The 26,997-nt window shown below is 68.1% G+C and carries 28 protein-coding genes; 12 read left to right on the top strand and 16 right to left on the bottom strand.

Annotation, left to right across the window (positions count from 1 at the left end):
• Positions 1-9 precede the first annotated feature (9 nt).
• Complete coding sequence (locus tag VFE83_RS09650) at positions 10-510, bottom strand: Lrp/AsnC family transcriptional regulator (RefSeq protein WP_324905497.1); 501 nt, start codon at positions 508-510, stop codon at positions 10-12.
• 205 nt (positions 511-715) lie between these two features.
• On the opposite strand from VFE83_RS09650, the gene yedA reads away from it, so the two are divergent.
• From yedA to VFE83_RS09635, 3 genes are read left to right on the top strand one after another with little or no spacing between them, the layout of a single operon-like run.
• Complete coding sequence (gene yedA / locus VFE83_RS09645) at positions 716-1,654, top strand: drug/metabolite exporter YedA (RefSeq protein ID WP_324905496.1); 939 nt, start codon at positions 716-718, stop codon at positions 1,652-1,654.
• The gene (gene rarD / locus VFE83_RS09640; protein WP_324905494.1) at positions 1,651-2,559 is read left to right on the top strand and encodes an EamA family transporter RarD; all 909 of its coding nucleotides are present in this window, start codon (positions 1,651-1,653) and stop codon (positions 2,557-2,559) included. The genes yedA and rarD overlap by 4 nt, the downstream gene beginning before the upstream one ends.
• A gap of 19 nt (positions 2,560-2,578) precedes the next feature.
• Positions 2,579-3,088, top strand: a complete 510-nt coding sequence (locus VFE83_RS09635; protein WP_324905492.1) for a DinB family protein — start codon at positions 2,579-2,581, stop codon at positions 3,086-3,088.
• Positions 3,089-3,539: 451 nt separating this feature from the next.
• On the opposite strand, the gene VFE83_RS09630 is transcribed toward VFE83_RS09635, so the two are convergent.
• The 4 genes from VFE83_RS09630 to VFE83_RS09615 all read right to left on the bottom strand — a co-directional run bounded on the left by VFE83_RS09630 (position 3,540) and on the right by VFE83_RS09615 (position 8,169).
• Positions 3,540-4,865: an ABC transporter permease gene (locus VFE83_RS09630; RefSeq protein WP_324905490.1), complete on the bottom strand. Its 1,326-nt coding sequence runs from the start codon at positions 4,863-4,865 to the stop codon at positions 3,540-3,542.
• 10 nt (positions 4,866-4,875) lie between these two features.
• Positions 4,876-6,042 carry an ABC transporter permease gene (locus tag VFE83_RS09625; protein ID WP_324905488.1) on the bottom strand — a complete coding sequence of 389 codons (1,167 nt, stop codon included), beginning with the start codon at positions 6,040-6,042 and terminating at the stop codon, positions 4,876-4,878.
• A 16-nt stretch (positions 6,043-6,058) separates the two neighbouring features.
• Complete coding sequence (locus VFE83_RS09620; protein WP_324905486.1) at positions 6,059-6,751, bottom strand: ABC transporter ATP-binding protein; 693 nt, start codon at positions 6,749-6,751, stop codon at positions 6,059-6,061.
• Positions 6,752-6,918: 167 nt separating this feature from the next.
• Positions 6,919-8,169 carry an efflux RND transporter periplasmic adaptor subunit gene (locus VFE83_RS09615; RefSeq protein WP_324905484.1) on the bottom strand — a complete coding sequence of 417 codons (1,251 nt, stop codon included), beginning with the start codon at positions 8,167-8,169 and terminating at the stop codon, positions 6,919-6,921.
• Between the two features lie 234 nt (positions 8,170-8,403).
• On the opposite strand from VFE83_RS09615, the gene VFE83_RS09610 reads away from it, so the two are divergent.
• From VFE83_RS09610 to VFE83_RS09595, 4 genes are read left to right on the top strand one after another with little or no spacing between them, the layout of a single operon-like run.
• Positions 8,404-9,312, top strand: coding sequence for an ABC transporter ATP-binding protein (locus tag VFE83_RS09610; protein ID WP_324905482.1), 909 nt, complete (start codon positions 8,404-8,406; stop codon positions 9,310-9,312).
• Positions 9,312-10,085 (top strand): ABC transporter permease, encoded by a 774-nt coding sequence (locus VFE83_RS09605; protein WP_324905480.1) that lies wholly within the window; start codon positions 9,312-9,314, stop codon positions 10,083-10,085. Before VFE83_RS09610 ends, VFE83_RS09605 begins: the two co-directional genes overlap by 1 nt.
• Before the next feature lie 47 nt (positions 10,086-10,132).
• Positions 10,133-11,332: a sensor histidine kinase gene (locus VFE83_RS09600; protein ID WP_324905479.1), complete on the top strand. Its 1,200-nt coding sequence runs from the start codon at positions 10,133-10,135 to the stop codon at positions 11,330-11,332.
• A 50-nt stretch (positions 11,333-11,382) separates the two neighbouring features.
• A complete protein-coding gene (locus VFE83_RS09595) occupies positions 11,383-12,000 on the top strand; it encodes a response regulator transcription factor (RefSeq protein ID WP_324905477.1) in 618 nt (205 codons plus the stop codon).
• Between the two features lie 70 nt (positions 12,001-12,070).
• Here VFE83_RS09595 and VFE83_RS09590 read toward each other — a convergent pair whose 3' ends face one another.
• Complete coding sequence (locus VFE83_RS09590; RefSeq protein WP_324905475.1) at positions 12,071-13,447, bottom strand: leucyl aminopeptidase family protein; 1,377 nt, start codon at positions 13,445-13,447, stop codon at positions 12,071-12,073.
• Entirely contained in the window at positions 13,444-14,160 is a 717-nt protein-coding gene (locus VFE83_RS09585) for an HAD-IA family hydrolase (RefSeq protein WP_324905473.1), read from the bottom strand. Before VFE83_RS09585 ends, VFE83_RS09590 begins: the two co-directional genes overlap by 4 nt.
• 225 nt (positions 14,161-14,385) lie before the next feature.
• Here VFE83_RS09585 and VFE83_RS09580 point away from each other — a divergent pair, with 225 nt between their 5' ends.
• Complete coding sequence (locus tag VFE83_RS09580; RefSeq protein ID WP_324905471.1) at positions 14,386-14,613, top strand: DUF6289 family protein; 228 nt, start codon at positions 14,386-14,388, stop codon at positions 14,611-14,613.
• Between the two features lie 49 nt (positions 14,614-14,662).
• Here VFE83_RS09580 and VFE83_RS09575 read toward each other — a convergent pair whose 3' ends face one another.
• Genes VFE83_RS09575 through VFE83_RS09555 form a run of 5 tightly spaced genes read right to left on the bottom strand, consistent with a single transcriptional unit; the run spans position 14,663 to position 18,699 of the window.
• Positions 14,663-15,781 (bottom strand): AI-2E family transporter, encoded by a 1,119-nt coding sequence (locus VFE83_RS09575; RefSeq protein ID WP_324905469.1) that lies wholly within the window; start codon positions 15,779-15,781, stop codon positions 14,663-14,665.
• Entirely contained in the window at positions 15,778-16,254 is a 477-nt protein-coding gene (locus VFE83_RS09570) for a hypothetical protein (RefSeq protein WP_324905467.1), read from the bottom strand. The genes VFE83_RS09575 and VFE83_RS09570 overlap by 4 nt, the downstream gene beginning before the upstream one ends.
• 1 nt (position 16,255) lies before the next feature.
• On the bottom strand, positions 16,256-16,801 hold the full coding sequence (locus tag VFE83_RS09565; RefSeq protein WP_324905465.1) for a phage holin family protein: 546 nt from the start codon (positions 16,799-16,801) through the stop codon (positions 16,256-16,258).
• A 3-nt stretch (positions 16,802-16,804) separates the two neighbouring features.
• A complete protein-coding gene (locus VFE83_RS09560; protein WP_324905463.1) occupies positions 16,805-17,224 on the bottom strand; it encodes a hypothetical protein in 420 nt (139 codons plus the stop codon).
• Between the two features lie 44 nt (positions 17,225-17,268).
• Positions 17,269-18,699, bottom strand: coding sequence for a trypsin-like peptidase domain-containing protein (locus tag VFE83_RS09555; protein ID WP_324905461.1), 1,431 nt, complete (start codon positions 18,697-18,699; stop codon positions 17,269-17,271).
• A gap of 592 nt (positions 18,700-19,291) precedes the next feature.
• Here VFE83_RS09555 and VFE83_RS09550 point away from each other — a divergent pair.
• Positions 19,292-21,445, top strand: coding sequence for an adenosylcobalamin-dependent ribonucleoside-diphosphate reductase (locus VFE83_RS09550; RefSeq protein WP_324905458.1), 2,154 nt, complete (start codon positions 19,292-19,294; stop codon positions 21,443-21,445).
• Between the two features lie 120 nt (positions 21,446-21,565).
• Here the strand turns inward: VFE83_RS09550 and VFE83_RS09545 are convergent, their stop codons facing one another.
• Together VFE83_RS09545 and VFE83_RS09540 are read right to left on the bottom strand one after the other, a co-directional pair.
• Positions 21,566-22,138, bottom strand: coding sequence for a cysteine hydrolase family protein (locus tag VFE83_RS09545; protein ID WP_324905456.1), 573 nt, complete (start codon positions 22,136-22,138; stop codon positions 21,566-21,568).
• A complete protein-coding gene (locus tag VFE83_RS09540; protein ID WP_324905454.1) occupies positions 22,135-22,500 on the bottom strand; it encodes an antibiotic biosynthesis monooxygenase family protein in 366 nt (121 codons plus the stop codon). Before VFE83_RS09540 ends, VFE83_RS09545 begins: the two co-directional genes overlap by 4 nt.
• Before the next feature lie 97 nt (positions 22,501-22,597).
• On the opposite strand from VFE83_RS09540, the gene VFE83_RS09535 reads away from it, so the two are divergent.
• A complete protein-coding gene (locus tag VFE83_RS09535) occupies positions 22,598-23,032 on the top strand; it encodes an Lrp/AsnC family transcriptional regulator (protein ID WP_324905452.1) in 435 nt (144 codons plus the stop codon).
• Positions 23,033-23,100: 68 nt separating this feature from the next.
• On the opposite strand, the gene VFE83_RS09530 is transcribed toward VFE83_RS09535, so the two are convergent.
• Positions 23,101-23,427: a DUF6249 domain-containing protein gene (locus tag VFE83_RS09530; protein ID WP_324905450.1), complete on the bottom strand. Its 327-nt coding sequence runs from the start codon at positions 23,425-23,427 to the stop codon at positions 23,101-23,103.
• Between the two features lie 142 nt (positions 23,428-23,569).
• On the opposite strand from VFE83_RS09530, the gene VFE83_RS09525 reads away from it, so the two are divergent.
• Both VFE83_RS09525 and VFE83_RS09520 read left to right on the top strand, forming a co-directional pair.
• Entirely contained in the window at positions 23,570-24,139 is a 570-nt protein-coding gene (locus tag VFE83_RS09525; RefSeq protein ID WP_324905448.1) for a sigma-70 family RNA polymerase sigma factor, read from the top strand.
• Entirely contained in the window at positions 24,136-24,624 is a 489-nt protein-coding gene (locus tag VFE83_RS09520) for a hypothetical protein (protein ID WP_324905446.1), read from the top strand. Before VFE83_RS09525 ends, VFE83_RS09520 begins: the two co-directional genes overlap by 4 nt.
• A gap of 1,058 nt (positions 24,625-25,682) precedes the next feature.
• On the opposite strand, the gene VFE83_RS09515 is transcribed toward VFE83_RS09520, so the two are convergent.
• On the bottom strand, positions 25,683-26,906 hold the full coding sequence (locus VFE83_RS09515) for an RtcB family protein (RefSeq protein WP_324905444.1): 1,224 nt from the start codon (positions 26,904-26,906) through the stop codon (positions 25,683-25,685).
• Positions 26,907-26,997: the final 91 nt, after the last annotated feature.

Here is a 26,997-nt window from a genome sequence, read left to right as displayed (position 1 = left end):
GCGGACGCGCTATTTCCTGCGTCGCGCCGGCGGTGGGCGCGTGGGCAGTTCCAGGCCCAGCTTGATCGGCTCGAACACCATCCGGGTTTCGTAGCGCTTGAGGTTCTCGTCGCCGCCGAACAGCCGGTCGGCGACTTCGCGGCAATGGGCCACGCCGGTCGTGGCCAGGATCACCAGATAGTCCCACTCGCCGGCCAGCGTGTAGCACTGCTGCACCTCCGGCGCACCGCGCATGCGCGCGTGGAAGGCCGCGTGCAGCTTCGCCGAGTCGCGCTCCATCGCCACCAGTACCGTCGCCAGCGTGATCGTTCCGCCCAGTGACCTGGGGTCGAGCACGGCGATCTCGCGCATCAGCCCGCTGCGGCGATAGCGCGTCAGCCGGCGCTGTACGGCGCTGGCCGACAGGCCCACCGCTTCGCCCAGCGCGGTCAGCGTGGATGCGGAATCGCGCTGCAGGAGCTCCAGCAGGCGATGGTCGAATTCGTCGAGCATCAGGGGTGTGGCGGCCATGCAAAATTTTTGCGTTCTTGCGCAGGATTTATCAATCACGTCGCGGCATCCGGCGTTACGCTTTGCCTATCCGAACGTTTCCTGCACCGGCGGTGCGGGGCTCCGGCCACATCGGCAAGGGCTCCGCACGGCGCGGTGCCCGCGGCGTTCGGGGCAAAACACGCTGTTGGCAGTGCCGCACCTCCACCCCACGTCTGGACACCGCATGAGCACCGCTGCACCCACCGTCGCCCGGGCCGCCCCCGGCGCGCTGGCCGTCGCCTTTGCCCTGGCCTCGGTCTACATCCTCTGGGGCTCGACCTACCTCGCCATCCGCTTCGCGCTGGAGAGCTACCCGCCGTTCCTGCTGGGCGCCGGCCGCATGTTCCTGGCCGGCCTGATTATGTACGTAGTGCTGCGCTGGCGCGGCGGCGCATCGCCGACCGGCCGGCAGTGGCGCACGCTGTGGATCCTCTCGATCTGGATGGTGCTGCTGTCCAACGGGCTGGTGAACCTGGCCGAGACCGAGGTCGGTTCCGGCCTGGCCGCGATCGCGGTGGCCTCGATGCCGCTGTTCGCCGGCGTGTTCGCGATGTTGCGCGGACGCCATCCCTCGCGCATCGAATGGGTGGGCCTGGTGATCGGCTTCCTCGGCGTGCTGTGGCTGAGCGCAGGCGGCGAGCTGTCGTCCTCGACGCTGGGCCTGGTGTGCCTGGTCATCGCGCCGATCGCCTGGGCCTGGGGTTCGATCTGGAGCCGCGACCAGGACCTGCCGCAGCCCTTCATGTCGGCGGCGGGGCAGATGCTCACCGGCAGCGTGTGGATGCTGCTCGCCGCGGTCCTGCACGGCGAGCGCATCACGCAGATGCCGAGCGTCAGCGCGACCACCGCGATGCTGTACCTGGTCGTGGCCGGTTCGATCTTCGGCTTCACCGCCTACATCTGGCTGCTGCATCACGTGCGGCCGGCGCTGGCGACCAGCTATGCCTACGTCAATCCGCCCATCGCGGTGGTGTTCGGCGCGCTCATCGGCGGCGAGCGCTTCACCGCGCACGACCTCGGCGCGATGGCGGTGATCCTGCTGGGCGTGGTGATCATCACCCTGTCCAAGGCGCGTGCGAGCAAGCCCGTGGCACCGGCGTCCACCTCGGAGCCGGCGGCATGACCGGCGCGCACGAGACGCGCAACGGGCTGTGGATCGCCGCGGCTTCGTTCGTGCTGTGGGGCCTGATGCCGCTGTACTGGCATCTGCTCAAGACCGTGCCGTCGATCCAGATCGTCGTGCATCGCATCGTGTGGAGCGCGCTGCTGGTCGCCGGCTGGCTGTTCTGGAAGCAGGGACGCGGCTGGCTGCGCGCCACGCTGGCCCGGCCGCGCGCGGCGTGGATGCTGGCGCTGAGCGGCACGCTCATTTCGTTCAACTGGGGCCTGTACGTGTGGGCGGTTAACGCCGGACATGTCGTGGAGACCAGCCTGGGCTACTTCATCAATCCGCTGCTCAACGTCGTCATCGGCGTTGCGTTCCTGCGCGAACGGCTCACACGCCTGCAGTGGGTGGCGGTCATGCTGGCGCTGCTCGGTGTGGCGTGGCTGACCTGGCAGTACGGCCGACCGCCGTGGATCGCCATCGCGCTGGCGTTGTCGTTCGGCCTGTACGGACTGGTGCGCAAGCTGGTCGCGGTGGATGCCGTCGCCGGCCTGGGCGTGGAGAGCCTCTACCTGTTCCTGCCTGGGCTGGCGGTGATGCTGTGGGGCGAGACGCACGGCATGGGCGGCTTCCTCGGCGGCTGGGGCATCGCGATGGACCTGCTGCTGGTGTTCGCCGGCGTGCTCACCGCGCTGCCACTGATCGGCTTCGCCTACGCGGTACGGCGCATTCCGCTGTCGGTGGTCGGGCTGATGCAGTACATCGCGCCGACGCTGCAGTTCCTGATCGGCGTGCTGATCCTGCGCGAGCCGTTCGACGCCGCGCGGCTGGTCGGTTTCGTTTTCATCTGGTGCGGCCTGGCGGTGTTCGCCACCGACGGGCTGATGCGCGCGCGCCGGCCGATTGCGCCGGCCGCCGCCTGATTCCTTCCTGAGGCCTGCGATGAACAAGACCACGTTGAACGCACTGGCACTGTTTCCGCTGCAACTGGAGGCGCACTACGCGGCCATTCCGCGCGAGTTCCGCCACTGGGCACCGCCGAGCTGGGACGGCATTCCCAGCGAGCATTTCACCGCGATCGAGCAGCTGTGCCACGTGCGCGACATCGAGGTGGAGGGCTACCAGGAGCGCATTCGCCGCACGCTGGACGAAGAACATCCGCTGCTGCCTTCCATCGACAGCGAACCGCTGGCGATCGAGCGGCGCTACGGCGATGCCGATGCCGACGAGGTGCTGCACGCGTTCCGCGACGCACGTTCGCGCACGGTCGAGACCATCGCGCGCCTGGACGAGCGCCAGCTGGCGCGCACGGCCGAGTTCGAAGGTTATGGCCCGCTCACACTGCGCAGCCTGGCGCATTACCTGTGCAGCCACGACCAGCAGCACTTGGCGGGCCTGCAGTGGCTGTTGGGGAAGATCGAGGCGGAGCGGGTCGCGCGGACTCGCGCGTAGTGTGGAGCCATGCGTGGTCTTACGTAGTGACTGGATCTTCGCCTGATAGCCGTCATTCCCGCGAAAGCAGGAATCCATCTGCATGACGCATCACGCCCTACGTAAGGCTTGGCCCATCTGATCGCTGATTCCCGCTTTCGCGGGATGACGACTGTTGTGCGGGGCTGATGGGGTCTTGCGCGGTATGACGATACTGTTGCGTTAGTGATGATGCGTCGGGAATGGCGGCATTGGCTATGAACCTGATTGTCGTCATTCCCGCGAAAGCGGGAATCCATCTGCCTGACGCATCACGCACTGCGTAAGGCTTGCCCCCATCTGGTCGCTGGATTCCCGCCTTCGCGGGAATGACGGCTGTTGTGCGGGAATGCGGTTGCTCGAAACCTTCATCGCCGGAAAAAGAAAGGCCGCGATCGCTCGCGGCCTTTCGGTTGCCATCACCGCGTGGACATCATGCCGCGCGCAGTGCATCCGTCACCGGCAGGCGCGCCGCGCGCAATGCGGGGAACAGGCCGCCGACGAAGCCGATGGCAAGCGCCCACTTCAGGCCCGTCCACATTACCGCCGGCGTGACCTTGAACTCGAAGGTCAGCTGTCCCACGCCGCCGGCAATGGTGGAGGCGGTGTATCCGTTGAAGATGAGCCAGGCGAGCGCGCCGCCGATCAGGCCGCCAACCAACGCCAGCAGCATGGTTTCCAGCATCACCGCAATCACGACCGGCACCGAACGAAAGCCGATGGCGCGCAGCGTGGCGATTTCCCGTGCGCGTGTCGCCACGGTTGCGAACATGGTGTTGAGTGCCCCGAAGATGGCACCGATCGCCATGATCGCGCCCACGACGATGCCGATCACGCGAATGATCTTCACCATCTGCTCGGACTGCTTGCTGAAGTACTCCAGCGTGGTGGTGGCATCGGTGTCCAGGCGCGGGTCCCCTGCAAGTGCGGCCTTGAACGGCTTGAACGACTTGGCACTATCGAGCCGCGCGGTCACCGAGGTGCGCGTGCTGCCGCGCCGATAGGTGGTGGCCACCACTTCCGCGTCGGCCCAGACCTCCGACTCCATCGCATCGCCGGAGCTGAATGCGCCGACCACGGTCCACTGGTCGCTGCCGATGCGTACCTGCTTGCCGACTTCGAGCCCGCGGAACTGGCGCTGCGCACCCACGCCGACGACGATCTCGCGCATGCCGGTGTTGAAACGGCGGCCCTCGACGAGCTTCACGTTGGGGCGCACCGCCCATGCCTGCTCGCCCACGCCGCGCAACTGCACGCTTCCGTCCTCGTCGGGTCCACCGTCGCGCAGCGGCATGTTGGCCGCCACCACGAGTTCGGCCGAGGCGATGGGACGACCCTGCGCGTCACGCGCGATGCCCGGAGCCTGGGCGATCACGTTGATGCTGTCGTGGTTGAGCGTGGACATCACCTCCGCCGCAGAGGCGCCGCGCAGCACGATGGCGGTGTCCTCGCTGCCACTGCGGCGCAATGTCTCGCGATAGCCCTCGGCCATCGCCAGCATCGCCACCAGCACGGCGACCACGCCGGCGATGCCGATCACGATCACCGACGAGGATCCCAGCCGCTGGCGCAGGGTGGACACGCCAACCTGCGTCACCGAACTGGCCTGGCGGCCGCGTCGGCTGAGCAGCATCCAAAGTGCAAAGGCAACGGCGAGCGCCAGCAGCGCGTACCAGGGCAATGCCAGCCACGCCACCAGGCCCAGTGCCACCAACAGCACCAGACCGAGACCACCGAAGAACGACTTCAACTTGTTCATGAGGATCTCCTTAGCGGCCCGACAGCGCGTCCACGATGTTCAGGCGCATCGCACGCAGCGCCGGCAACGCGCCGACCAGCAGGCCGATGCCGATCATCAGGGCCAGGCCCAGTGCCCAGCTGCTCAGGCCGACCGGCGGCATGTTGATCATCCCGCCACTGCCGACGTTCACGATCGGTCCGATTACCGCGGCCAGGCCCAGCCCCAGCGCGCCGCCGATCAGGACAAGCAGCACGGATTCCGTCAGCACCAGCCCCAGCACGCTGCCGTTGCTGAAACCGATGGTCTTGAGGATCGCCAGCTCGGGGATCCGCTCGCGCACCGCCTGGGCCATGGTGTTGCCGGTCAGGAGCAACAGGGTGAAGAACACCGCACCCATGATCGAGCCCACGATCAGGCCGATGTTCGCCGTCTGCTTCATCCATGAAGCGAACGCGGCTTGCTCGGTCATGGTCTTGGTTTCGTTGGCTGAATTCGCCGAAAGGGCATCGATGCGCTTTGCGACGCGGTCGGCCTGGCCGGCGTCCTTGACCTTTACCACGTACCAGCCGACTTCACCGCGGTTGTACGGCGTGGACTCGTCGAAGTACTTCCACTGCATCAGTACGAGGCTGTCGTACCAGCCACCGCTCTTCTTGTCCTTGGAACGTAGCGTGCCGACGATGTCGAAGCTCCAGTTCTTCGTGCCGTCGCGGTTGGGAAAGATCGTCGACTGCAGCGGGATCCTCTGGCCCACCTTCCAGCCAAAGCGCTTCATCAGCGTCTCGCCGACGAGTATGCCGGTGCGCGTGCTGTCGAATGCCGCGCGTTCGGCCGCGCTCACTTCGATCTCTGGATAGAGGTCGAGGTAGTTCGGTGCCACCGCGAAGCTGAAGATCTGGTTGCGCGGGTCCTGGTACGCCCCGCCGAACCAGTTGGCGTAGGTGACCGTGGACACGCCATCGACCTGCTTGATGCGCTCGTTGAGCGCCAGCGGCAGGGTCTGGATGAAGGACAGGCGCGAACCGGTCTGCAGGCGCTGCGCGCCGGCCGCGCTCTTGCCAGCCTGCGCGAAGCTCTCGCGCACGCCGTTGAGCAGGCCGAACAGCAGGAAGGCGGCAAGGATCGACAGCAGCGTCAGCACGGTGCGCGTCTTGCGCCGGAACAGCTCGGCCCATATCAGGTGGAGATATTTCATGGCGTCGACTCCTGTCTCAGGCGGCGTGCGCTGCCTGTTCGACCAGCGTGCCCTTGTCCAGATGCAACGTGTGCGAGGCGTATTCGGCGGCCTTGGGATCGTGGGTGACCATCACGATGGTCTTGCCGTGCTCGCGATTGAGCGTTTGCAGCAGCGTGAGGATCTCCTCGGCCGACTGCCGGTCCAGGTCGCCCGTGGGTTCGTCGCAGATCAGCAGCGTCGGGTCGGAGACGATGGCCCGCGCGATCGCCACGCGCTGCTGCTGGCCGCCCGACAGCTCGTTCGGCTTGTGCTTGCCGCGTTCGGCCAAGCCCACCAGCTGCAGGGCAATCTCCGCGTTGCGCTTGCGCTGCGCGGCACCGAGGTTGGTCAGCAGCAACGGTAGTTCGACATTCTTCTGCGCGCTCAGTGCCGGCATCAGGTTGTAGAACTGGAACACGAACCCGACGTGGTCGCTGCGCCATTGCGACAGCTGGCCGGCGCTCAGCCTGTCGATGCGCTGGCCACCGACCTCGATCTCGCCCGAGGTCGGCGTATCGAGACCACCGATCAGATTGAGCAGCGTGCTCTTGCCCGAACCGGACGGGCCCATCAGGGCCACGAAGTCGCCCTTGTCGATGTCCAGGTCGATGCCGTGCAGCACGTCCACCTTTTCAGGACCGCGCTGGTAGGTCTTGTGCAGATTGCGGAGCGAAACCAGGGAAGCCATCGCATTTGCCTCGTCAACGGTCGGGCGACGTCCCCGACATGAACGGAACCGGCGCGGGGGACGTCGCCCCGCTGGAAGCCACTGCCGTTCGACGAACGGGCAGGGACCATTTCGACATGCCTATAGCGACAACGTTGTGGCGGACGAGTGTCCCCCGGGTCCGCGGGTTACTCGTCGGCGGCACTGCCGACGCGTACCCGCGCGCCGTCTTCCAGCTCGGCCGGAGGATCCAGCACGACCTCGTCGCCCGCGGACAGGCCGGACAGGACCTCACGATCCTCGCCGAGCGTGCGGCCTGTCTTCACCGCGCGCAGTTCGACGCGATCGGACGACTCGCCGGCGAGGGCGAAGGCGACCTCCCGGCCGTCGCGCTCGGTCAGCGCCGATGCGGGTACACGCACGCCGCGCGCCACTGCAGGCGCATCCTTGGGCGGCGCGGCTTCGAGGAAGCGTACGTTCACGCCCATGTCCGGCACGATGCGCGGATCCTTCTGCTTCAGCGCCACGCGCACCTTCACCGTCGCCTTGCCGCGATCGGCGGCCGGGATGATGGCGATGACCTCGGCCGGAATCTTCCAGTCGGGATAGGCGTTGAGGGTGGCTTCCACCGGCATCTTCGGCTGCACGCGCCCGATGAAGGCCTCGCCGACCTCGACTTCGACTTCCAGCGATTCCATGTCGACGATGGTGCCGATGCCGGTGCGGGTGAAGCCGCCGGTCGCGAGCGGCGAGACGATCTCGCCCGGCTGCGCCGCCTTGGCGGTGACCACGCCGGCAAACGGCGCGCGCACGATGGTGTTGTCCACGCCGATGTCGGCGATGCGCAGGCGGTCGTTGGCGACCTTGGCATTGCGCTCGGAGGTGATGAGTTCGGCGCGCAGCGAATCGCGCGCGGCGATCGCCTCGTCGTACTGCGACCTGGAGATCAGCTGCTGGCCCACCAGCGTGGACAGGCGGCGCGCATCGGCCTCGGCCTGTGCCAGCCGTGCGCGCACGCTCTCGACCTGGCTGCGAGCTGCGCCGGCCTGCGCCGTGGCGAGCGCGCGTTCGGCATCGGCATCGATCGGATCCAGCGTGGCCATCACCTGGCCGGCCTCGACGCGCATGCCTTCCTCGATCAGCACCTCGCGCACCTTGCCGGTGATCTTGGCCGACACCGTCGCCATGCGCCGCGCGACCACGTAGCCGCTGGCATCCAGCACGGACGCGCTGCCGCCGCCATTGCCGATGGCCGTGACGGTGGCGGTCTGCACCTCCACACCGCGGCTGCGGCCGAACACGGCCCACGCCACCAGTGCCAGCACGATAAGCGCGGCGATAGCCGCCAATGCGATCCACAGCCCGCGCCGGGAAGGCGGCGGAGGCGGGGCGCTCCGGTCGATACGCAGTTCCTTCAGCAGATCGGCAGAGTTGTTCATCGACATCCAGGACGATGGAAAGGGGGAAGTTTGGACAGGCCGGTCGCGCCGGCGCTAGGGGCCGGAAGTAACTTTTTCGCCGCGCGGCGCCGTGAATGGGGCACAGCCTATGCGATGCGGGCCATGCGGTCACCTGATGCTTGTCATGTCATCCGGGTGACGCCTGCGACTGCAGCGTAAACCACATGTTGCAGATGATGCCCGCCATCGGACCCGCATGGAGAGGGCAAGGCGATGAAGGGCGAACACGCGGTACTGGCGCGCCTGGAACAGGTGCGCAAGTCATACGGCAGGGTGGAAGCGCTGGCCGGCGTCGACCTGGAGGTGCGCGGCGGGCAATTGCTGGCGCTGCTGGGCCCCAACGGCGCAGGCAAGAGCACCGCGATCGGCCTGCTGCTGGGCCAATACGCGCCCGATGCGGGCACGGTGTCCTCGTTCGGCATGACACCGCATGAGCTGCAGGCGCGTCGGCGCACCGGCGTGATGCTGCAGAGCGCGGGCATCCCGGACACGTTGAAGGTGTCCGAACTGCTGGAACTCACGCGCAGCTACTACCCGCATCCGCGCAGCATCAGCGACTGCGTCGTGCTGGCCGGCCTACATGGGTTACTGGATCGGCGCTACGGCCGGCTTTCCGGCGGGCAGCAGCGCCGCGTGCAGTTCGCGCTGGCGGTGTGCGGGCGTCCCCAACTGTTGTTCCTGGACGAGCCGACCACCGGCCTCGACATCCAGGCCCGGCAACTGTTGTGGCGCGCCATCCGCGAACTGGTGGCCGACGGCTGCGGCGTGCTGCTGACCACGCATTACCTGGAAGAAGCCGAGGCGCTGGCCGATCGCGTCGTCGTGATCAACCACGGTCGCGTCGTCGTCGAGGGCTCGGTGAGTGATCTGCGCGGCCATCTCGTGCAGCTGCGCATACGGTGCGTCACCGCGTTGTCCGCACAACGCGTGGCGGGCTGGGCGCACGTGATCGATGCACGCGGGGAGGGCGACCGGCTGGAGCTGGTCGTTGATGCCGCCGAGCCGGTGGTGCGCCGGTTGCTTGCCGAAGACGCCACGCTGCGCGAACTGGAAGTGAAGCGCGCCGGCCTCGCCGATGCGTTCCTCGAACTCACCCGCGACGAGATCAAGGAGGCCGCGTGATGGACGCCGCGACGACAATCGGGAGTGCGCATCCGCACGGCACGTTGCGCAGTCATTGGCTGGAAGCGAAGTACGAGTTCCTGCGCCTGCTGCGCACGCCGATGTTCGCGATCCCGACGCTGCTGTTTCCGGTCCTGTTCTACCTGCTGTTCGGCGTGGTGCTGCCTGGTTCGCGCGGCGGCGCCGCGATGGCGCAGTACCTGATGACGACCTACGGGGTATTCGGCGCGATCGGTGTATCGCTGTTCGGCTTCGGCGCGAGCGTGGCCATCGAGCGCGAGAACGGCTATCTCGTGCTCAAGCGCGTGCTGCCGATGCCGCGCGGTGCCTATCTGCTGGCGAAGATGGCAATGGCGATGCTGTTCTCGGCCAGCATCTCGGTATTCCTGGCGCTGCTCGGAACCGTCGCGGCGGGCGTGTCGCTGGCGCCATCGCAATGGGCGCTGCTGCTGGTGGTGAACGTGGCCGGAGCACTGCCGTTCTGCGCACTCGGCCTGTACCTGGGCAGTCTCGTCAGCGGCAGTGGCGCGCCGGCCGTGATCAATCTGGTGTACATGCCGATGGCGTTCCTGTCCGGTCTGTGGATGCCACTGCACGTGCTGCCGCCGGTGTTCGCGCAGATCGCGCCGGTGTGGCCGGCCTGGCACCTGGGCCAGCTGGCGCTGAAGGTGGTCGGACGTGATGCCGGCTCCGCAGTGGGCCTGCACGTGCTGGTGCTGGCGGCGATCACTGTGGTGTTCTTCGTGCTGGCCCGGCGGCGGCTTTCGCGCTGACGGGACGGGGGGATAGAGTCATGCCGACGCGTCACGGAGACCGCGCCATGTCCGTTTCGATCATGCCGGTGCTGATGCGCTGGCGGGGGCGCCTGATTCCCGAGTCGGTGGGAATGGGCTGGGCGCCGTTCCTGCTGCTGGGCTACCTGGTCTTCCTGTTCCTGCCCGCGATCATGGTCTGGACGGGCGACAGCCGCAGCCCGTTCGGACGCGAGGTCATCCTGTGGCCCACGATCCTCTCGATCATCGTGTTCCTGCCGCTGTACTTCTTCGCCTACCGGCAGATCGGCGCGAGGCGGGTGGCGTGCATGCTCGGCATCGCCGCGCTGGGTTACGCGCTGCTGCCGACCAATGCCTTCGCCAACACCTACCTGACCTATGCGGTGGCTTTCGCGGCGACGCTCGGCGGGCCGCTGTGGAAGCGGGTGGCGTGGATGGTGGGAATGCTCGGGGGACTGCTGCTGGAAGTCGTGCTGCTGCACGATTCCATCTTCATCTTCCTGGTCACCACCATCGTTGCGGTAGCGGTGTTCTTCGGCAACCACCACTACCTGGAGAGCCGGCGCAAGCAGGCCGCGCTGCAGCTGTCGCATGATGAAGTACGCCGGCTCGCAGCCCTGGCCGAGCGCGAGCGCATCGGCCGCGACCTGCACGACCTGCTCGGCCACACGCTGTCGCTGGTGGCGTTGAAGTCCGAGCTGGCCGGCAAGCTGGTCGAGCGCGATCCGCATGCGGCGCAGCGCGAACTGGTCGAGGTCACGCGCGTGGCGCGCGATGCGCTCAGCCAGGTGCGCAGCGCCGTCACCGGCATCCGCGCGGCCGGTGTCGCGTCCGAACTCGCTTCCGCCCGCCTGCTGCTGGAAACAGACGGCGTGACGTTCGCCTACGAATACGCATCGATGACTCTGCCGTCGAATGTCGAGACGGTGCTGGCGATGACGCTGCGCGAAGCGGTGACCAACATCCAGCGTCATGCGCGCGCGCGGGGAGCCCGTGCGCGGCTCGCCATCGAAGGCACCGAGGTGGTGCTGCGTGTCGAGGACGATGGACGCGGCGGCGCGATCACGCCGGGCAACGGGCTGTCGGGCATGCGCGAGCGGCTCGAAGCGCTTGGCGGTCGTTTACGGATCGACTCGGTGCCGGGCCAGGGCACGCGCGTGCAGGCCTGCGTGCCGGTGCATGCGTCGCCATGCGATGACGCCCGCGTCGATGCCTGTTGCGTGCACGTGCCGTCCGCCGCGGCGTGAGCGCCGCGAGCGGTGCTAACGTGCGCGCAAACGCGGCGCGGGTGCGGACGATGATCGGAGTCTTGCTGGCCGAAGACCAGGCGATGGTGCTGGGTGCGCTGTCCGCATTGCTGCGCCTGGAATCGGACATCGACGTGCTTGGTGGCGCAGCAGACGGCGAAGCAGCGTGGGCGCTGCTGCAGCGCCTGCATCGCGATGGACGCGGACCCGACGTGCTGGTCACCGACATCGAGATGCCGGGCCTCAGCGGCCTGGAACTCGCGCAACGCATCCAGCGGCATGAGCTTTCCACGCGTGTCATCATCGTCACCACGTTCGCGCGAGCCGGCTTCCTGCGGCGCGCGCTGGACGCAGGCGCCAGCGGCTATCTGCTGAAGGATGCGCCGGCCGAGCAGTTGGCCGAGGCGATCCGCCAGGTGCACCGCGGAGGCCGCGTGATCGATCCGCAACTGGCAGTGGACGCATGGGGCGAGGCCGATCCGCTCAACGACCGCGAACGCCAGGTACTGCGACTGGCCGGCGACGGCCTGACCGCCGCGGACATTGCCGCGCGCCTGAACCTCTCGCAGGGCACCGTGCGCAATTACCTGTCGGAGTCGATCGGCAAGCTCGGCGTCGGCAACCGCATCGAGGCGTATCGGCTGGCGCGACAGAAAGGCTGGCTGTAACGCGCGTCGTGCGGTGCCCCGAAGGGGCGAACGGGGGGCTTGTTACCGCACCGCGCGCGAAAGCTGCGCCTCAGACCCCCGCGTGCCGCTTCAGCAGCGCATACGCGCCGCGCAGGCCCTGTGCCTCGCCGCCGGCGGGGCGGCCCGGGCGGTCCATGTCGTTCCAGCTGTACACGTCCAGGTGCGCCCACTTCTGCGTCGGTGGCACGAAGCGGTCCAGGTACACCGCCGCGGTGATGCTGCCGGCCATCTTCGACGGCCCGCCGTTGGCGATGTCGGCCACGTTGCTGACCAGGTAGCGCACGTACGGACGCCACAGCGGCATGCGCCACAGCGGGTCGCGCAGTTGCACGCCGGCGTCGAGCCACTGCTGCGCCAGCGCGTCGTCGTTGCTGTACAGCGCCGGCAGGTCCGGGCCCAGCGCGATGCGCGCCGCGCCGGTAAGCGTGGCGAAATCGAGCAGCAGCGCTGGCTTCTGTTCCACCGCATAGGTCAGCGCATCGCACAGGATCACGCGGCCTTCGGCGTCGGTGTTGTCGATCTCCACGCTGAGGCCGGCACGCGTGGCGACCACTTCGCCCGGACGGAACGCGTCGGGTCCCACCGCGTTCTCCACCGCCGGCACCAGCAACGTGATGCGCAGCGGCAGGCCGCGCGACATCACCAGTTCGGCCAGGGCGATCGCGTGTGCGGCGCCGCCCATGTCCTTCTTCATGTTGCGCATGCCGTCGGCCGGCTTGAGGTCCAGGCCGCCGGTATCGAAACACACGCCCTTGCCGACGATCGCCACGTGCGGGTGCGCTTCGTCGCCCCAGCGCAGCGCGATCAGGCGCGGCGCGCGATGGCTGGCGCGGCCGACGGCATGGATGGCCGGAAAGTTCCGCGTGAGCAAGTCCTCGCCGCTGACGACTTCGATGCGCGCGCCGAAACGCTCGGCGATCTCGCGCACGGTCTGTTCGAGCTGGTCCGGGCCCATGTGTTCGGTCGGCGTATTGACCAGGTCGCGCACGCGCAGGCAGGCGGCCAGCTGCGCGAATGCTTCGCCTTCGAGGTCCTTTACCAGCAACTGCGCCGGCACGCGCAGCGGCTTGCGGTAGCGATCGAACCGGTAGCTGCCCAGGCCCCAGCCCAGTTGCAGCGCCGCCATGACATCGGCCGGCAGTTCCGTCGCGATCGTCCATGCACGCGCCGGAAGTCCGAAAGGCGCATGCCCGTAGGACGAGGGATCGAGCACGTCGCCCACCCCGATCAGCGCTGCGGCGATGCCGCCCTCGGCCGCCGGCAGCGTGATGATCGAGAGCGGCGCTCCGTCGAAGCCCTGCGCGTCCAGCCATGCGCCCGTCGCGGCCGGCTGCGCCGCACGCCAGGCCGGCAGCGTGTCGCGGGTGACCACGTGCAGCGGCAGCGCTTCGGTGGCGGAGGTGGTGAATCCAGGCGGCAGGCTCATGCGGCGACGTTTTCCGGGGAGTGGGCCGCGTCCAGCCAGTCGGCCAGTTCGGCGAGGGTGGTGAACTGAAGATCGGGTTGCACGTCGGCATGCGGCCATGCGGCGCCGGTGCGGTTGAGCCAGCAACTGCGCAGGCCCGCGCGATGCGCGCCCACCACATCCATGTCGATGTCGTCGCCCACGTGCAGCACCTCGTGCGGCGACACGCTCAGGCGTGTGCATGCGGCATGGAAGATGCTGGCGGCGGGCTTGGGCGTGCCGTGTTCGAACGCGCCCAGCTGGAACGCGAAGTGATGGTGCACGCCGATGCGGGTGAGATCGGCATTACCGTTGCTCAGCGCCGCCAGCGGCACGCGCGCGGCCAGGCGCTCCAGCGCGGGCAGCACGTCCTCGTAGAACTCCACGCGGTTGCGTTCGATGAAGAACGCTTCGAAGGCGACATCGGCCTGCGCCGGATCGTCGCCACTGAGCTCCATCGCGCGCGCCAGCGTCAGCTTGCGCAGTCCCGACAGGTCGTGCGCCAGGTGCGGGTGCTCCTCATGGATCCGCGCGCGCAGTTCGCGCATCGCCTCGGCGGGATACTGCTGCGCCGTACGCGGGCAGTGCTGCAGCAGCCATGCGTGCAGCACGCGCTCCACGCGCTCGCCGATCGGGGCGAACGGCCAGAGCGTGTCATCGAGGTCGAGGGTGATCGCGCGGATGGATAACGGCATTCCCACATTTTAGCCTGCCGGCCGCGTTCCCCCGTGGTGGCGCCGTCCGTCGCGAGGCAGCCGCCGGGAGGCCTCATCCGTGGTCACCGTCCCGGTTCGGGCCTCCGGTGCGGTGTAAGCAGGTCGCGGCACCCGTGGAGCCGCCCGGACCCCGGCGCGCGTGCCGCAATCCCGTCGCCGGTGCGCCCAGGACGGCTCGCGCCCCGGCCCAACGCTGGAGGATGTATGCGCCACCCGAGCAGTTCCCCACGCCGCTTGCTCGCCGTCGCGGCCCTGCTGGCACTCATGGTCGCCGGCACCGTCGTCGCGGGTCGCTGGCCTTACGTGATGACGTTCTACGACGAGGCGGGCAACGCCGTGGGCTGGCAGATCGGCCACTGCGACAACAGCTACAGCTTCACCGGCCAGCGCACGGACACGTACACGATCGTGCCGTTGCAGTGTCCCGACTGAGGCGCACGGGCCGCACCGGAAGTCCCGTCCGCGGGACTTCCGTCCTTCGTCATTCCAGCAACCGCGCCCAGCCTTCCAGGCCCTCGATGCGCGCCAGCACCAGCTTGATGCACACCAGCAGCGGCACCGCCAGCAGCAGGCCGATGATGCCCCATAGCCAGCCGAAGACCATCAGCGCCAGGATCAGGATCAGCGGCGACAGGCGCATGCTGCGGCCCAGGATGATGGGCGTGACGATCTGGCTTTCCAGCGTGTGCAGCAGCAGGTAGATGCCGGCCGGCAGCAGTGACGGGAACAGCTCGTCGAACGCGACGAAGCCCATCAGCAGCATGATGATGATGCCGATCAGCGGGCCGACGTAGGGCGCGAAATTGAGGATCGCCGCCATCGTGCCCCACAGCAGCGATTCGGGCAGCGGCACGCCCAGCCAGTACAGCGCGCCCGCCAGCGCCAGGCCCACCGCGGTGTTGATGACGGTGATGGTGAGCACGTAGCGCGAGATCTCGCGCTCGATCGAATGCAGGATGTCCACCGTCAGCTTCTTCTGCTGGCGCGTGGGCAGCAGGGCGATGGCGTTTCGCTGCAGCGTCTGCCCGTACACCATGAAGAAGAACGTCAGCAGCACCACCGCCAGCACCGAGGCGATGCGGCGCGGCGTCGCCGTCAGCACCTTGTAGGGCTCGTTGAGTTCGGTGCGGATCACCTGCACCGGACGCGAGGTGCTTTCGCCGCCGGCGGCGCGCGCGATGTTCTGCGCCGCCTTGTTCGCGTCGAGCATCGGCTTGGTCAGGTCGCGCAGCTTCGGCGCGATCTGCTTCATCTCGCGCGGCACCTGGCGGATCCATTCGCCGGCGGGCTCGATCAGCTGGTTGGCCAGTGCCATGCCGACCGACAGGCCGCCCAGCAGCACCATCACCGCGCCGATGAAGCGCGGCACGTGCAGCCGCTGCAGGCCACGGATGATGGGGTTGCCCACCAGCGCGAAGAACATCGCCAGCAGGATCGGCAGGATCAATTCCTGCGCGGCCCACAGCGTGAAGCCGACGGCCAGCACCGCGAGCACGACCACCGCGGTTGGCGAACGCGGACGCGGCGGTGGAGGACGACTGGCGGGTTGTTCGGCCGGATCCTCGGACGAGGGTTCGGCGGCGGGTGGCGACGCGTTCAAGGCTGCACCTGGTCGACGGTGGCGGTGCGCGCGGCGCGCAACGCGGCTTCCGCACGCGCCAGCGCCACTACCTCCTCGTCGGGCGCACGCACGGCAGGCGGCACTTCGTCGACGGCGGCCGCTGCTGCCGCGGCGGGGGCGGCCTCGCGCACTTCTTCCTTCGCTTCGCCGGCCTCTTCGGCGGCGGCCTGGGCGCTGCCGCCGGCGAACAGGCTCGACACCATCGACACCAGGTGCATCAGCTGTCCGCTCTTGCCGATCGCGCGGCCGGGCTCGGCGCGTCCGATCAGAAAACCGCTGGCCAGGCCGGCGATGACGATGCGCCCCGGCGTCCACGCCTTGCGCCACGTATCCCGCAACTGGCGCAGGTCCGCCGCGACGCTGCGTTCCTGCGCTTCCAGCATGTCCTCGGCCTGCTGGACCTTGGCGATGAGCTGCTCGAAGCGCAGCGCTTTGACTTTCTGGCGTGCCATGTCAGGGCGGGGTGATGTCGATGCCGTCGGGCTTGCGCGGGAGCTTCTCCGCATCCTCGCGCAGTTTCTCCGCCGCCGCACGCGCGGACTCGGCCGAGTCCGGCGTGGGCATCAGGTCGGCCAGTTCGCCGATGCCCAGACGGGCCAGCTGGCGACGCGTCGCCTGCAGGCGGGTGTGTTCGAAGTAATGCATGGCGCGCACGCCGGCGAAGATCGTCACCGCCAGGCTGATCCCTGCGGCGATCAGCATCGCCACCAGCCACGACACGCCGAACGTGCGCAGCAGCGCCACCAGCGTGGCCATCAGCAGCAGCCAAGCGGACGCACCGAACACGATAGCTACCCCGGCGAAGGTGAGCGCACGCCCGAGTGCGCTGCGCGCCAGCGACAGGTCGGCCGCCACCAGCGTGCGCAGTGCGCGCGCGGACGCGGCGGTGGCGCCCAGGCTGGCCTTGGCGGTGGCGCCGATCTCGCGCAGCGACTCGGCCAGGTCGGGTGGCTCGGGCGCCGTGTCCTTGGCCTGGCGTTCCTCGCCGGGTTCGCTCACGGCTTACTTGTCGCCGCTGCGCGCCAGCTTGGCGATGATCCAGCCCGCCGCGAAGGCGACGCCGAACGACGCCAGCGGACGTTCGCGGATGAGCTCGGCGGCGCTGTCGATCAGGTCGCGGCCCTTGTCCATCAGCGCGTCGACCTGCTCGCGCGCGGCACCGCCGGCGTTCTCGGCCGCGGCAATTCCGGCCAGCGCGCTGTCGGCCAGATCGGCCTTGACGTTGGCCTTGCCCACGCGCAGCTCCTCGCCTGCGGCGCTGGCCGCGTCGCGCAGCGCGGTGCCGGCATCGCTGGCGGCCTGCTTGAGGCTGCCGCCGGCCTGGTTGAGGTTGGTGCGCAGGCCTTCGCCGTAGCTGGTGGTGGCCGAGGCGCCGGTATCGGTTCCGCCGGTGAGGGTCGGATCGTTGGGGCTGGTATTCATCGAACGGCTCCTGTGTCGTGAACGGGCGCGGCGGCGTAGCGGCGTCACTGCATCAGCAGATCGGCCCGCCGGTTGCCGCGGAGGATGCGCAGTACCAACTGTGCCGGAGCCTGCGTGAAGCTCGCGCGGAAACCCGGCAGGTCCTCGAAGTTTCCCGTATTCGAGGCGATCACCACATCGTCCTTGCGCAGGCTGTTGGCCTCGGCGCGGCTGCCGCGCGCGACCGACTCGATCATCACGCCCGAGAGACCCGCCTGGCGCAGGCGTTCGGGCAGTTCGGCGAACACCGCGCCGCTCAGGCGCGGATCGATCTCCTGCCCGGCGAACGAGCGCGGCTGCTCGCGCAGCGTCGCCATGAGTTTCAGCGGCTTGCCGTCGCGGCGCACGTCCAGCGCGATGCGCGAGCCCACCGGCTGCAGGCCTTCGTAGTTGCGCAGCTCGTCGCGGCTGTCGATGCGTTCCTCGTTGGCGCCGACGATCACGTCGCCCACCTTCAGGCCAGCGCTGGCGGCGGCCCCGCCGGTGAACACCTGTGTCACCACCGCGCCTCGCGCTTCGCCCAGGCCCAGCGCCTGTGCGATGCGCGCATCGACGTCCTGCGACTCAAGCCCGAGCGTGCCGCGGATCACCACGCCGTTGTTGGCGATCAGCTGGCCCATGATGTTGCGCGCCAGGCTGGTGGGAATGGCGAAACCCAGGCCGATGTTGCCTGCCGCCGAGCCGCGCGGATTGAAACTGGCGGTGTTGATGCCGACCAGCTCGCCGTTGAGGTTGACCAGCGCGCCGCCGGAATTGCCGGGGTTGATCGAGGCGTCGGTCTGGATGAAGTTCTGGAAGCCCAGCCCGCGCAGCCCGGTGCGGCCCACCGCGGACACGATGCCGGAGGTGACCGTCTGGCCGATGCCGAACGGATTGCCCACCGCCACCACGAAGTCGCCCACGCGCAGCGCGTCGGAGTTGGCCAGTGGCAGGGCGGTCAGGTTCTGCGCCGGGATCTTCATCAGCGCCACGTCGGTGTCCGGGTCCGAGCCGACGAACTCGGCCGCCAGCGTGCGGCCGTCGGCCAGCGTCACCGACACCTCGTCGGCGCCCTCGATCACGTGGTGGTTGGTCAGCACGTAGCCGCGCTGCGCGTCGACGATCACGCCCGAACCCAGCGACTCGTTGATCCGCTCCTGCGACAGCTCGGGGAACATGCGGCGGAAGATCGGGTCGTTGCCGAACGGACTGACCCGCACGCGCTGCTTGGTGTGCACGCTCACCACGGCCGGCGTCACCCGTGCCAGCATCGGCGCCAGCGACGGCAACGGCTGGCCGCTGACCACCGCCGGCAGCGCCGCGACCGTGGGCGTGGGAACGGCGGCCGCGGGCGCAGCGTTCGCAGGGGCCTCCAGGCCGTCGCGGATCGCGGTGGCGGCGAAGCCGCCGAAAGCGGCGGCCAGGGTCAGCGTGAGCAGGGTCGGCAGAGGGCGCATTGCGTCGTTCTGTGGAAGGTGAACAGGGTGGTAGATCGTGGCGCTGCGACACGGATCAAGACGGTCGGGGGCCGTCGTGACCGGGCTCCGCAAGGAATCCGCAGGCGGCCAGTGTCTGCAAAGACCACTAAATATGCGATGAAGTTTCACGCGCGTGCGCATCCCTGCGAGCGCCGTCGCGCCTGTTTCGCAGGCGCCCATGCGCCGTCGCGTGCCGGTGCGCCCAGGGCCCGTCCGACGTTCGTCACAACACGTGACTGCCATCAAAAAAGCGTTGACACTTCCGGGAGGCGGGGGTAGCTTGACCCCTCGCCTTCGCCACAAGATGTAGTGGTCGTGCAGGCGGGAGGAGCCCAAACTTGGGGTTCCGCAGGCCTGAGTTGCTGAGCTGTGAGCGCCTTCGGGGGAGGGCGCGGAACGGAGCAGGATGAGCGCAGATTCGACGAAAAACCGATGCCGTCGCGACCGCGGAAACGCGGCCGCGGGCATAGCCGTCGCTGGCCGTTGAGCGGTTCGCGACGGGGCTGGACCCAACATAAGAATCCACGGTGGCGGTCCCGATCCGCCGCCCGCAACAGGAGACAGGACAGGCATGAGCACAGTGCGCCTCGAGGCGGTCAAGACAGCCGCGGCCGAGCGGGAGATCCCGATGCAGCCCGCGTCCCAGGACATCTGGGACAAGAAGTACCGGCTGAAGACCAAGGCCGGCCAGGCGGTGGACGCCGACATCGACGCCACCTACCAGCGCGTGGCCAGGGCGCTGGCCGAGGCCGAGCCCACGTCCGAGAAGCAGCAGTACTGGAACGAGCGTTTCGTGTGGGCGCTGCGCCGCGGGGCGATTCCCGCCGGCCGCATCACCTCCAACGCCGGCGCGCTCGAGCACAAGCCCGCCACCTCGACCATCAACTGCACCGTGTCGGGCACCATCGAGGACTCGATGGACGGCATCCTGGAGAAGGTGCACGAGGCCGGCCTGACGCTGAAGGCCGGTTGCGGCATCGGCTATGAGTTCTCGACGCTGCGTCCGCGCGGCGCGTTCGTCGCCGGCGCCGGCGCGTACACGTCCGGCCCGATGTCCTTCATGGATATCTACGACAAGATGTGCTTCACCGTGTCCTCCGCTGGCGGTCGCCGCGGCGCGCAGATGGGCACGTTCGACGTCAGCCATCCGGACGTGAAGGACTTCATCCGCGCCAAGCGCGAGGACGGCCGCCTGCGCCAGTTCAACCTCTCGCTGCTGATCACCGACGGCTTCATGGAAGCGGTGGACCAGGACGCCGACTGGCCGCTGGTGTTCCCGGTACACGTGAAGGAGCGCGACGACCTGGACCTGGCGGACGCCAGCCAGGTGGTGTGGCGCGAGTGGCCGACCCACCGCAACTACATCGTCCGCGACGACGGCCTGGTGGCCTGCCGCATCTACGGCCACATCCGTGCGCGCCACCTGTGGGACATGATCATGGTCTCGACGTACGACTACGCCGAGCCGGGCTTCATCCTCATCGACCGCGTCAACGAGATGAACAACAACTGGTGGTGCGAGAACATCCGCGCCACCAATCCGTGCGGCGAGCAGCCGCTGCCGGCGTACGGCGCCTGCCTGCTGGGCTCGGTCAACCTGACCAAATTCGTGCGCGACCCGTTCACCGACAAGGCCTCCTTCGACTGGGAGGAATACAAGGAAGTCGTGCGCGTGTTCACCCGCATGCTCGACAACGTGGTCGAGGTGAACGGCCTGCCGCTGCCGCAGCAACGCGACGAGATCATGCGCAAGCGCCGGCACGGCATGGGCTTCCTGGGCCTGGGCAGCACCGTGACCATGCTGAAGATGAAGTACGGCAGCAAGGAATCGTGCGAGTTCACCGAGCGCATCGCCCGCGAGATGGCCGTGGCCGGCTGGGAAATGGGCCTGGCGCTGGCGAAGGAAAAGGGCGCCGCGCCGATCATGGACGAGGTGTTCACCGTCACCGCCGAGATGCTGCGCAAGCGTCCGGAGATGAAGAAGGACGGCTGGAAGATCGGCCAGGAAATCCCGGGCCGCGTGCTGCACGCGCGCTACAGCCGCTACATGCAGCGCATCGCCGAAGTCGCGCCGGAACTGGTCGACGAACTGGCCGACACCGGCGCACGCTTCACCCACCACAGCTCGATCGCGCCGACCGGCACCATCTCGCTGTCGCTGGCCAACAACGCGTCCAACGGCATCGAGCCCTCGTTTGCGCACCACTACAGCCGCAACGTGATCCGCGAAGGCAAGAAGACCAAGGAAAAGGTCGACGTCTACAGCTATGAGCTGCTGGCCTACCGCGAACTGATCAACGCCAAGGCGATGCCGTTCTCCGAAGAGCCGGATGCGAAGCTGCCGGACTACTTCATCGCCGCCGACGACATCACGCCGAAAGAACACGTCGACGTGCAGGCGGCCGCGCAGAAGTGGGTAGACAGCTCGATCTCCAAGACCGCCAACGTGCCGACGGACTATCCGTACGAGCAGTTCAAGGACATCTACCGCTACGCGCACCAGCAGGGCCTGAAGGGCTGCACCACGTTCCGCTTCAACCCGGCCGCCTTCCAGGGCGTGCTGGTGAAGGAAGCGGACCTGGAGAACACCACCTACCGCTTCGAACTGGAAGACGGCAGCGTGCTGGAAGTGAAGGGCAACGAGCAGATCGAGTACGACGGCGAGATGCACACCGCCGCCAACCTGTTCGACGCGCTCAAGGAAGGGTATTACGGCAAGTTCTGACGACCTTGCCCGTCGGAAGGCTCACGGCAGTACTTGAGCCGCGCCTTCCGCCGCGATGATGACGACGACGCGCCCCGGACCTCCGGGGCGCGTTCGTTTTTTTGGGTGTCCTTGCGCGGATCAGGCCGCGCGGGTCATCAGCGCGGCGATCGCCTCGTCGGTGTCCACCACCTGCGCGAACTCCGCGCGCAGCGTGGCCAGGTGCGCGCGCTGGATCTGGTCGGCGGGAATGACGCGGCCGTCCGCATCCGGCAGGTCGAAGCAGGCGCAGGCATCGCCCACCACGACCGTGCGGTAGCCGAGATTCGCCGCCACGCGCGCGGTGGTCGACACGCACATGTCCGTGCTGATGCCGAACAGCACCACGGTATCCACGCCCAAGCGACGCAGGCGCAGATCCAGATCGGTGCCGATGAAGGCGGCGTTGACCGACTTGGTGACCAGCGCTTCGCCTTCCAGCGGCGCGAAGCCGGGGCGGTGCGCGTTGCCCGGATGACCCGGTGCGAGCGAGGAACCGGCCATCACCGAATCGTGGCGCACGTGGATCAACGGCAGGCCGGCCCGTCGCCACGCGTCGAGCAAGCGCAGGCCGTTGGTTTCCATCGCCGGGTTGTTGCGCGCCAGCCACGGCGGAAAATCGAATCCGCATTGCACGTCGATGGGAATCAGCGCGGTGCGTGCATCGAAATTCATGCCGTGGCCTCCGCAGCGACGGACGTGCGTGCACCGTAGGCGCGTTCGACGCGGGCGATGCGAAGCTCGTAGTGGTGATACCAGTGGCGACGGCCATGTTCGCGCGCGGCCGCGTGCGCGGCGTCGTCGCGCCATGCGGCGATCGAGGCCTCGCTGTCGAAGTAGGCGACCGTGATGCCGAAGCCCTGCGCATCGCGTGCCGATTCCGCGCCCAGAAAACCCGGTTGCCCGTGCACGGCATCGAACAGCTGCGCGGCGGTCGCCGCATAGCCGTCCTCGTCGGCGCCGTTGCGCTGCGAGGAGAAGATCACCGCGTAATAGGGCGGTGGCGGAAGCGTGGCGAAGCCGTGGGAGTGGCTCATGCTGGGTGATGCCGTGTGGGAGGACGCCACGATGCGCGCTCGCCGACGCCGGTCTCAACCCGGCACAATGCCGGTGTCGCCGGCACCGCTCCCCCGCATGAAGACCCTCGACGAAACCGACCGCCAGCTCATCGCCCTGCTGCAGGACAACGCGCGGCTGTCCACCGTCGCACTGGCCAAGGCCGTGGGCCTGTCGCGCACCACGGTGCAGGAGCGGCTGCAGCGGCTGGAAAACGCCGGCGTGATCGCCCAGTACACCGTGCGCCTGGGCAGCGGTGGCGATCCGTTGCAGGCCTGGCTGATGCTGCGTTACGCCGACGGCTTCAGCTGCGACGACGTGATGCCGCTGCTGTCCTCGCTGCCGCAGGTGCGCCTGTGCCACAGCGTCGCCGGTGAACTGGACCTGCTGGTGCTGGTGCAGGTGGACACGCCGGGCCAACTGGCCGACCTGCGCGAACGCATCGCCGGCTTCAAGGGCGTGGACGACGTCACCACGGTGCCGGTGCTGCGTACGACGCTGGACCGGCGCTGAGGCGGCGAGCCGGCCTTCCACTTCGCGTCATGTTCCGGGCGAAGGGGAGCAACGCGGCAAACGTTCCGTCAACCCAGCTTGCGCGACGCCGCGTACGCCAGCAGGTTGCCCACGCCCGTCACGGCCAGCAGCACCGCGATCACGCCAGGGGTGACTTCGTGCCAGCCGAACGCCTCTATCAGCGCGAAGCCCAGCGCCACCGCCAGCAGCAGGATGCCCCAGCGCAGCGACGCATGCCGGCGCTGCAACGCCTCGGCCTGCACCAGCGAACGGATCAGCTCTTCCGAGCCGTTGCTGGCGATCAACTTGGCGCGCGTGCGCGCATCGACCACGGCCTTGATGGCGTAGGCGATGCAGATGAACAGGGTGATGGGGATCAGCGTTTCGAAGTCCATGGCGGCCTCTCGTCGAGTGTTCGGGTGGGTCTGAGGCCATGGATACGGCGGGGGCGGGCCCGGTTGCAGCAGCGACGTGAAGGATCCGTTGCAACCATCGGCCTCCCCGGCGTATCCACATGGTCATGACCGGTGAAACCCCGTGACCGAGGACGATCGCGCTCTGGTGGATGCCGTGCTGGGCAACGTGCCCGGCGCGTTCGAACGGCTCGTGCGCGAGTACCAAGGTCTGTGCTGGCACATCATCCAGCGCATGGTCCGCCAGCCGGAAGACACCCGCGAGCTGTGCCAGGAAACCTTCCTGCGCGTGCACCAGTGCCTGCACCAGTACCGCGGCGAAAGCGCGCTGAAGTCGTGGATCGGCCAGGTCGCCTACTCCATGGCCAAGCGTCACCTGGAAAAGCGCCGCATCGCCATCGCCGAACCGGTGGGCGACGACGACGGCGTGTCGCTGCTGGACCAGGTCAGCGACGGGTTCGACATCGAGGCGGCCTGCGCGGACGCCGAGATCGCGGCCGGCCTGCACGAGGAGATCGAGGCCCTGCCGCCGCTGCAGCGGACCCTGCTCACGCTGTATCACCTGGACGAAGTGCCCATTGGCGAGATCGCCCGCATCACCGGACTCGCCGAAGGTACGATCAAGAGCCATCTGTTCCGGAGCCGGGCGCGTCTGCGCGAGCGCCTGCATGCCCGGATGGGAGTGACCGCATGAACACGACGAACGATCGACGCCCCGATCCACCGCACGATGCCGGATGGCGCCGGCACGACGAGGAATGGCGTGCGCAGGAACGCGCGCTGCAACAGGAACGCCGTGGCCTGCCGCTGGACCCGGCCGATTCGCGCCTGGCCGAGTACCGGCTGATCGCGCGCGCATTGCGCACGCCCGCGATGGAACCGCTGCCGTTCGACCTGGCCGCGCAGATCGTGCAGCGCGTGGCCGACGCGCAGATGTTCGGCGAACGCGTGGAACGCTGGCTGTTGCGCGGGTTGATGGGCGCGCTGGTGGTCGCGGCGATGGTGGTCGTCGATGCTTACGGCGCGTCGTGGTGGCCGGCGTTTGCTGCGCTGTGGCCGGCTTCCTCCACGCCATCGTCCGACTGGAGCGTGCTGGTGGTGGCATGCCTGGCGATCTCGGCGCTCTGGCAACTGGCCATGCGTTTCGCCGCTGCGCCGGGAGCATTGCGACGCGCCTGACAAACCCACGTGGGGCGCAAAGGCTAGGTCGTAATGCGCCGCATGCGATGGAGATCGAGAGCGCCGTGGCGCAATGTTATTGCGCCATACAGAGTCATATCCGGCCGTACCGCCCATCCACGTAGGGCGCATTAGCCGAAGGCGTAATGCGCCGCATGCGACGAAGATCGATGGCATTCATGGTCGGGCGTTCGGGCTGCCGCGCGGCATTGATGTCTGATGTCGTGATGTTGTTGATGTTTGATGTTGTTGATGTTTGATGTCGTTACTGATGGTGTTGCTGTTGCCTTTGCTCGTCCCCGCGAAGGCGGGGATCCAGGGACGTTTCACGCTTTCCCGGTGCACCTGATTACGAGAGCCATAGCTTCTGCCAGCCAGGCTAGCGCGGAACTATGTTTCAGCAGGCGGACAGCAAGGCTCAAAAAAGGTCCGTGGATTCCGGTCTTGCGGAAATGACGACATGCCGCGCTTGGTGCTTCGATTGAACGTGTGGCTGCCATCCATGGCGTAGCGCGACTGGCTTTGGAGCCCCGGTCCGGCCAATCCATGGCCGGGCGTTCGTCGGAACGCGCGCCAGTGGCGCGCAAGCATTCCTCCTTGCCCATCCATGGCCGGTGTTCGGCTTGTCGCACGGCATGCCGCGTTCGGTGCTTCGATGAACGTGTCGCTGCCATCCATGGCGCGACGCGACTGGCTTCGGAAAGCCCGGCCCGGCCATCCATGGCCGGGCGCTCGTCGGAATGCGCGCCAGTGGCGCGCAAGCATTCCTCCTCGCCCATCCATGGCCGGGCGTTCGGCCACGCGCGACATGGCGCACGTGCTGCTTCGATGAAGGTGTCGCTGCCCTCCATGGCGTAGCGCGACCGGCTCCGGAACGCCCGGCCCGGCCATCCATGGCCGGGCGTTCGGCCTGCCGCGCGGCAGGCCGCGTTCGGTGCTTCGATGAAGGTGTCGCTGCCATCCAGGGCGTAACGCGATCGGCTCCGGAACGCCCGGCCCGGCCATCCATGGCCGGGCGTTCGGCCACGCGCGAAGCTACGCTTCGCAAGCGCGTGGCCTCACCCCTTCACGCACACCACCTGCCTCAGCGTGTGCACGATGTCCACCAGCTCCGACTGCGCGGCCATCACCGCGTCGATGTCCTTGTACGCGGCGGGTGACTCGTCGATCACGCCGGCGTCCTTGCGGCATTCGACGTGTGCGGTGGCCTCGCGGTGCTGCTTCAGCGTGATCTGCGCGCGGGCGGCGGTGCGGCTCATCACGCGGCCGGCGCCGTGGCTGCAGCTGTGGAAGCTGTCCGCGTTGCCCTTGCCGCGCACGATGTAGCTGCGTGCGCCCATGCTGCCCGGGATGATGCCCAGCTCGCCTTCGCGTGCGCTGACGGCGCCCTTGCGGGTCACCAGCAGCGGCTGGCCGAAGTGCTCCTCGCGCTGGACGTAGTTGTGGTGACAGTTCACTGCCGCCTTCTCCAGCTGGAACTTCGGCAGCCGGTGGCGCATCTCGTGCAGCACGCGGCCCATCATGGCCTCGCGGTTGGCACGCGCGTAGTCCTGCGCCCACGACACCGCCTCCACGTAGTCCGCGAACAGGTCCTCGCCTTCCAGAAAGAACGCGAGGTCGCGGTCGGGCACGTGGAAACCGAGCACGCGCTTCTCCAGCTGGCGGCGCGCCAGCTCGATGAAGTACGTGCCGATGAGGTTGCCGGTGCCGCGCGAGCCCGAGTGCAGCATCACCCACACCGCGTCGCTCTCGTCCAGGCAGATCTCGATGAAGTGGTTGCCGCCGCCCAGCGTGCCGATCTGGCGGTCCGCCTTGTCGGGGCGGATCTTCGGATGCTTGCGACGGATCACCTCCAGCCGTGCCATCAGGCCCGACTGCGCGAGCCTCGTCTCGACGCTGTCCGGAATGCGGCGATGATCGCCGCCCGGGCCGTTGCCGACCGGGACGCTGCGCTCGATGGAATTGCGCAGCAGCGACAGGTCGTCGGGCAGGTCGCTGGCGCGCAGCGTCGTGCGGACCGCGGCCATGCCGCAGCCGATGTCGACGCCGACGGCGGCCGGGATGATCGCGCCCTGCGTGGGCACGACCGATCCGACCGTCGCACCAATGCCCAGGTGCACGTCGGGCATGACCGCCACCCACGGCCCGACGAAGGGCAGGGTGGCGATGTTGCGCAGCTGCTGCCGTGCCTTGTCCTCGACCGGCACGCCGCGCACCCAGCCCTTGATCGGCGTGGACGCACCCTCGGCGTGCAGGAGCTCGTAATCGTGTTGCGTGTTCATGACGTTGTCCTTGTCTGCCCGACACTACGCCGGGCGTCGTTCTGATTCGGTGTTTCAGTCGTTGCGATTGCTCAGTCCGTGCCTGTCCGCG

This window comes from Lysobacter sp., assembly GCF_035655815.1.
In the GTDB taxonomy this organism is placed as follows: Bacteria; Pseudomonadota; Gammaproteobacteria; order Xanthomonadales; family Xanthomonadaceae; genus Lysobacter_J.
Note: the sequence above shows the minus strand (reverse complement) of the source record. Positions and strands in the feature narration are given on the sequence as shown.

What these genes read in the sequence shown, in the direction of transcription:
- VFE83_RS09570 (WP_324905467.1), bottom strand. Translation starts at nt 16,254, where the DNA reads ATGGCACGCCAGAAAGTCAAAGCGCTGCGCTTCGAGCAGCTCATCGCC.
- VFE83_RS09550 (WP_324905458.1), top strand. Translation starts at nt 19,292, where the DNA reads ATGAGCACAGTGCGCCTCGAGGCGGTCAAGACAGCCGCGGCCGAGCGG.
- VFE83_RS09520 (WP_324905446.1), top strand. Translation starts at nt 24,136, where the DNA reads ATGAACACGACGAACGATCGACGCCCCGATCCACCGCACGATGCCGGA.
- VFE83_RS09630 (WP_324905490.1), bottom strand. Translation starts at nt 4,865, where the DNA reads ATGAACAAGTTGAAGTCGTTCTTCGGTGGTCTCGGTCTGGTGCTGTTG.
- VFE83_RS09620 (WP_324905486.1), bottom strand. Translation starts at nt 6,751, where the DNA reads ATGGCTTCCCTGGTTTCGCTCCGCAATCTGCACAAGACCTACCAGCGC.
- VFE83_RS09595 (WP_324905477.1), top strand. Translation starts at nt 11,383, where the DNA reads ATGATCGGAGTCTTGCTGGCCGAAGACCAGGCGATGGTGCTGGGTGCG.
- VFE83_RS09545 (WP_324905456.1), bottom strand. Translation starts at nt 22,138, where the DNA reads ATGAATTTCGATGCACGCACCGCGCTGATTCCCATCGACGTGCAATGC.
- VFE83_RS09610 (WP_324905482.1), top strand. Translation starts at nt 8,404, where the DNA reads ATGAAGGGCGAACACGCGGTACTGGCGCGCCTGGAACAGGTGCGCAAG.
- VFE83_RS09625 (WP_324905488.1), bottom strand. Translation starts at nt 6,042, where the DNA reads ATGAAATATCTCCACCTGATATGGGCCGAGCTGTTCCGGCGCAAGACG.
- VFE83_RS09555 (WP_324905461.1), bottom strand. Translation starts at nt 18,699, where the DNA reads ATGCGCCCTCTGCCGACCCTGCTCACGCTGACCCTGGCCGCCGCTTTC.
- VFE83_RS09585 (WP_324905473.1), bottom strand. Translation starts at nt 14,160, where the DNA reads ATGCCGTTATCCATCCGCGCGATCACCCTCGACCTCGATGACACGCTC.
- VFE83_RS09540 (WP_324905454.1), bottom strand. Translation starts at nt 22,500, where the DNA reads ATGAGCCACTCCCACGGCTTCGCCACGCTTCCGCCACCGCCCTATTAC.
- VFE83_RS09560 (WP_324905463.1), bottom strand. Translation starts at nt 17,224, where the DNA reads ATGAATACCAGCCCCAACGATCCGACCCTCACCGGCGGAACCGATACC.
- VFE83_RS09530 (WP_324905450.1), bottom strand. Translation starts at nt 23,427, where the DNA reads ATGGACTTCGAAACGCTGATCCCCATCACCCTGTTCATCTGCATCGCC.
- VFE83_RS09635 (WP_324905492.1), top strand. Translation starts at nt 2,579, where the DNA reads ATGAACAAGACCACGTTGAACGCACTGGCACTGTTTCCGCTGCAACTG.
- yedA (WP_324905496.1), top strand. Translation starts at nt 716, where the DNA reads ATGAGCACCGCTGCACCCACCGTCGCCCGGGCCGCCCCCGGCGCGCTG.
- VFE83_RS09535 (WP_324905452.1), top strand. Translation starts at nt 22,598, where the DNA reads ATGAAGACCCTCGACGAAACCGACCGCCAGCTCATCGCCCTGCTGCAG.
- VFE83_RS09615 (WP_324905484.1), bottom strand. Translation starts at nt 8,169, where the DNA reads ATGAACAACTCTGCCGATCTGCTGAAGGAACTGCGTATCGACCGGAGC.
- VFE83_RS09605 (WP_324905480.1), top strand. Translation starts at nt 9,312, where the DNA reads ATGGACGCCGCGACGACAATCGGGAGTGCGCATCCGCACGGCACGTTG.
- VFE83_RS09650 (WP_324905497.1), bottom strand. Translation starts at nt 510, where the DNA reads ATGGCCGCCACACCCCTGATGCTCGACGAATTCGACCATCGCCTGCTG.
- VFE83_RS09580 (WP_324905471.1), top strand. Translation starts at nt 14,386, where the DNA reads ATGCGCCACCCGAGCAGTTCCCCACGCCGCTTGCTCGCCGTCGCGGCC.
- VFE83_RS09515 (WP_324905444.1), bottom strand. Translation starts at nt 26,906, where the DNA reads ATGAACACGCAACACGATTACGAGCTCCTGCACGCCGAGGGTGCGTCC.
- rarD (WP_324905494.1), top strand. Translation starts at nt 1,651, where the DNA reads ATGACCGGCGCGCACGAGACGCGCAACGGGCTGTGGATCGCCGCGGCT.
- VFE83_RS09600 (WP_324905479.1), top strand. Translation starts at nt 10,133, where the DNA reads ATGTCCGTTTCGATCATGCCGGTGCTGATGCGCTGGCGGGGGCGCCTG.
- VFE83_RS09590 (WP_324905475.1), bottom strand. Translation starts at nt 13,447, where the DNA reads ATGAGCCTGCCGCCTGGATTCACCACCTCCGCCACCGAAGCGCTGCCG.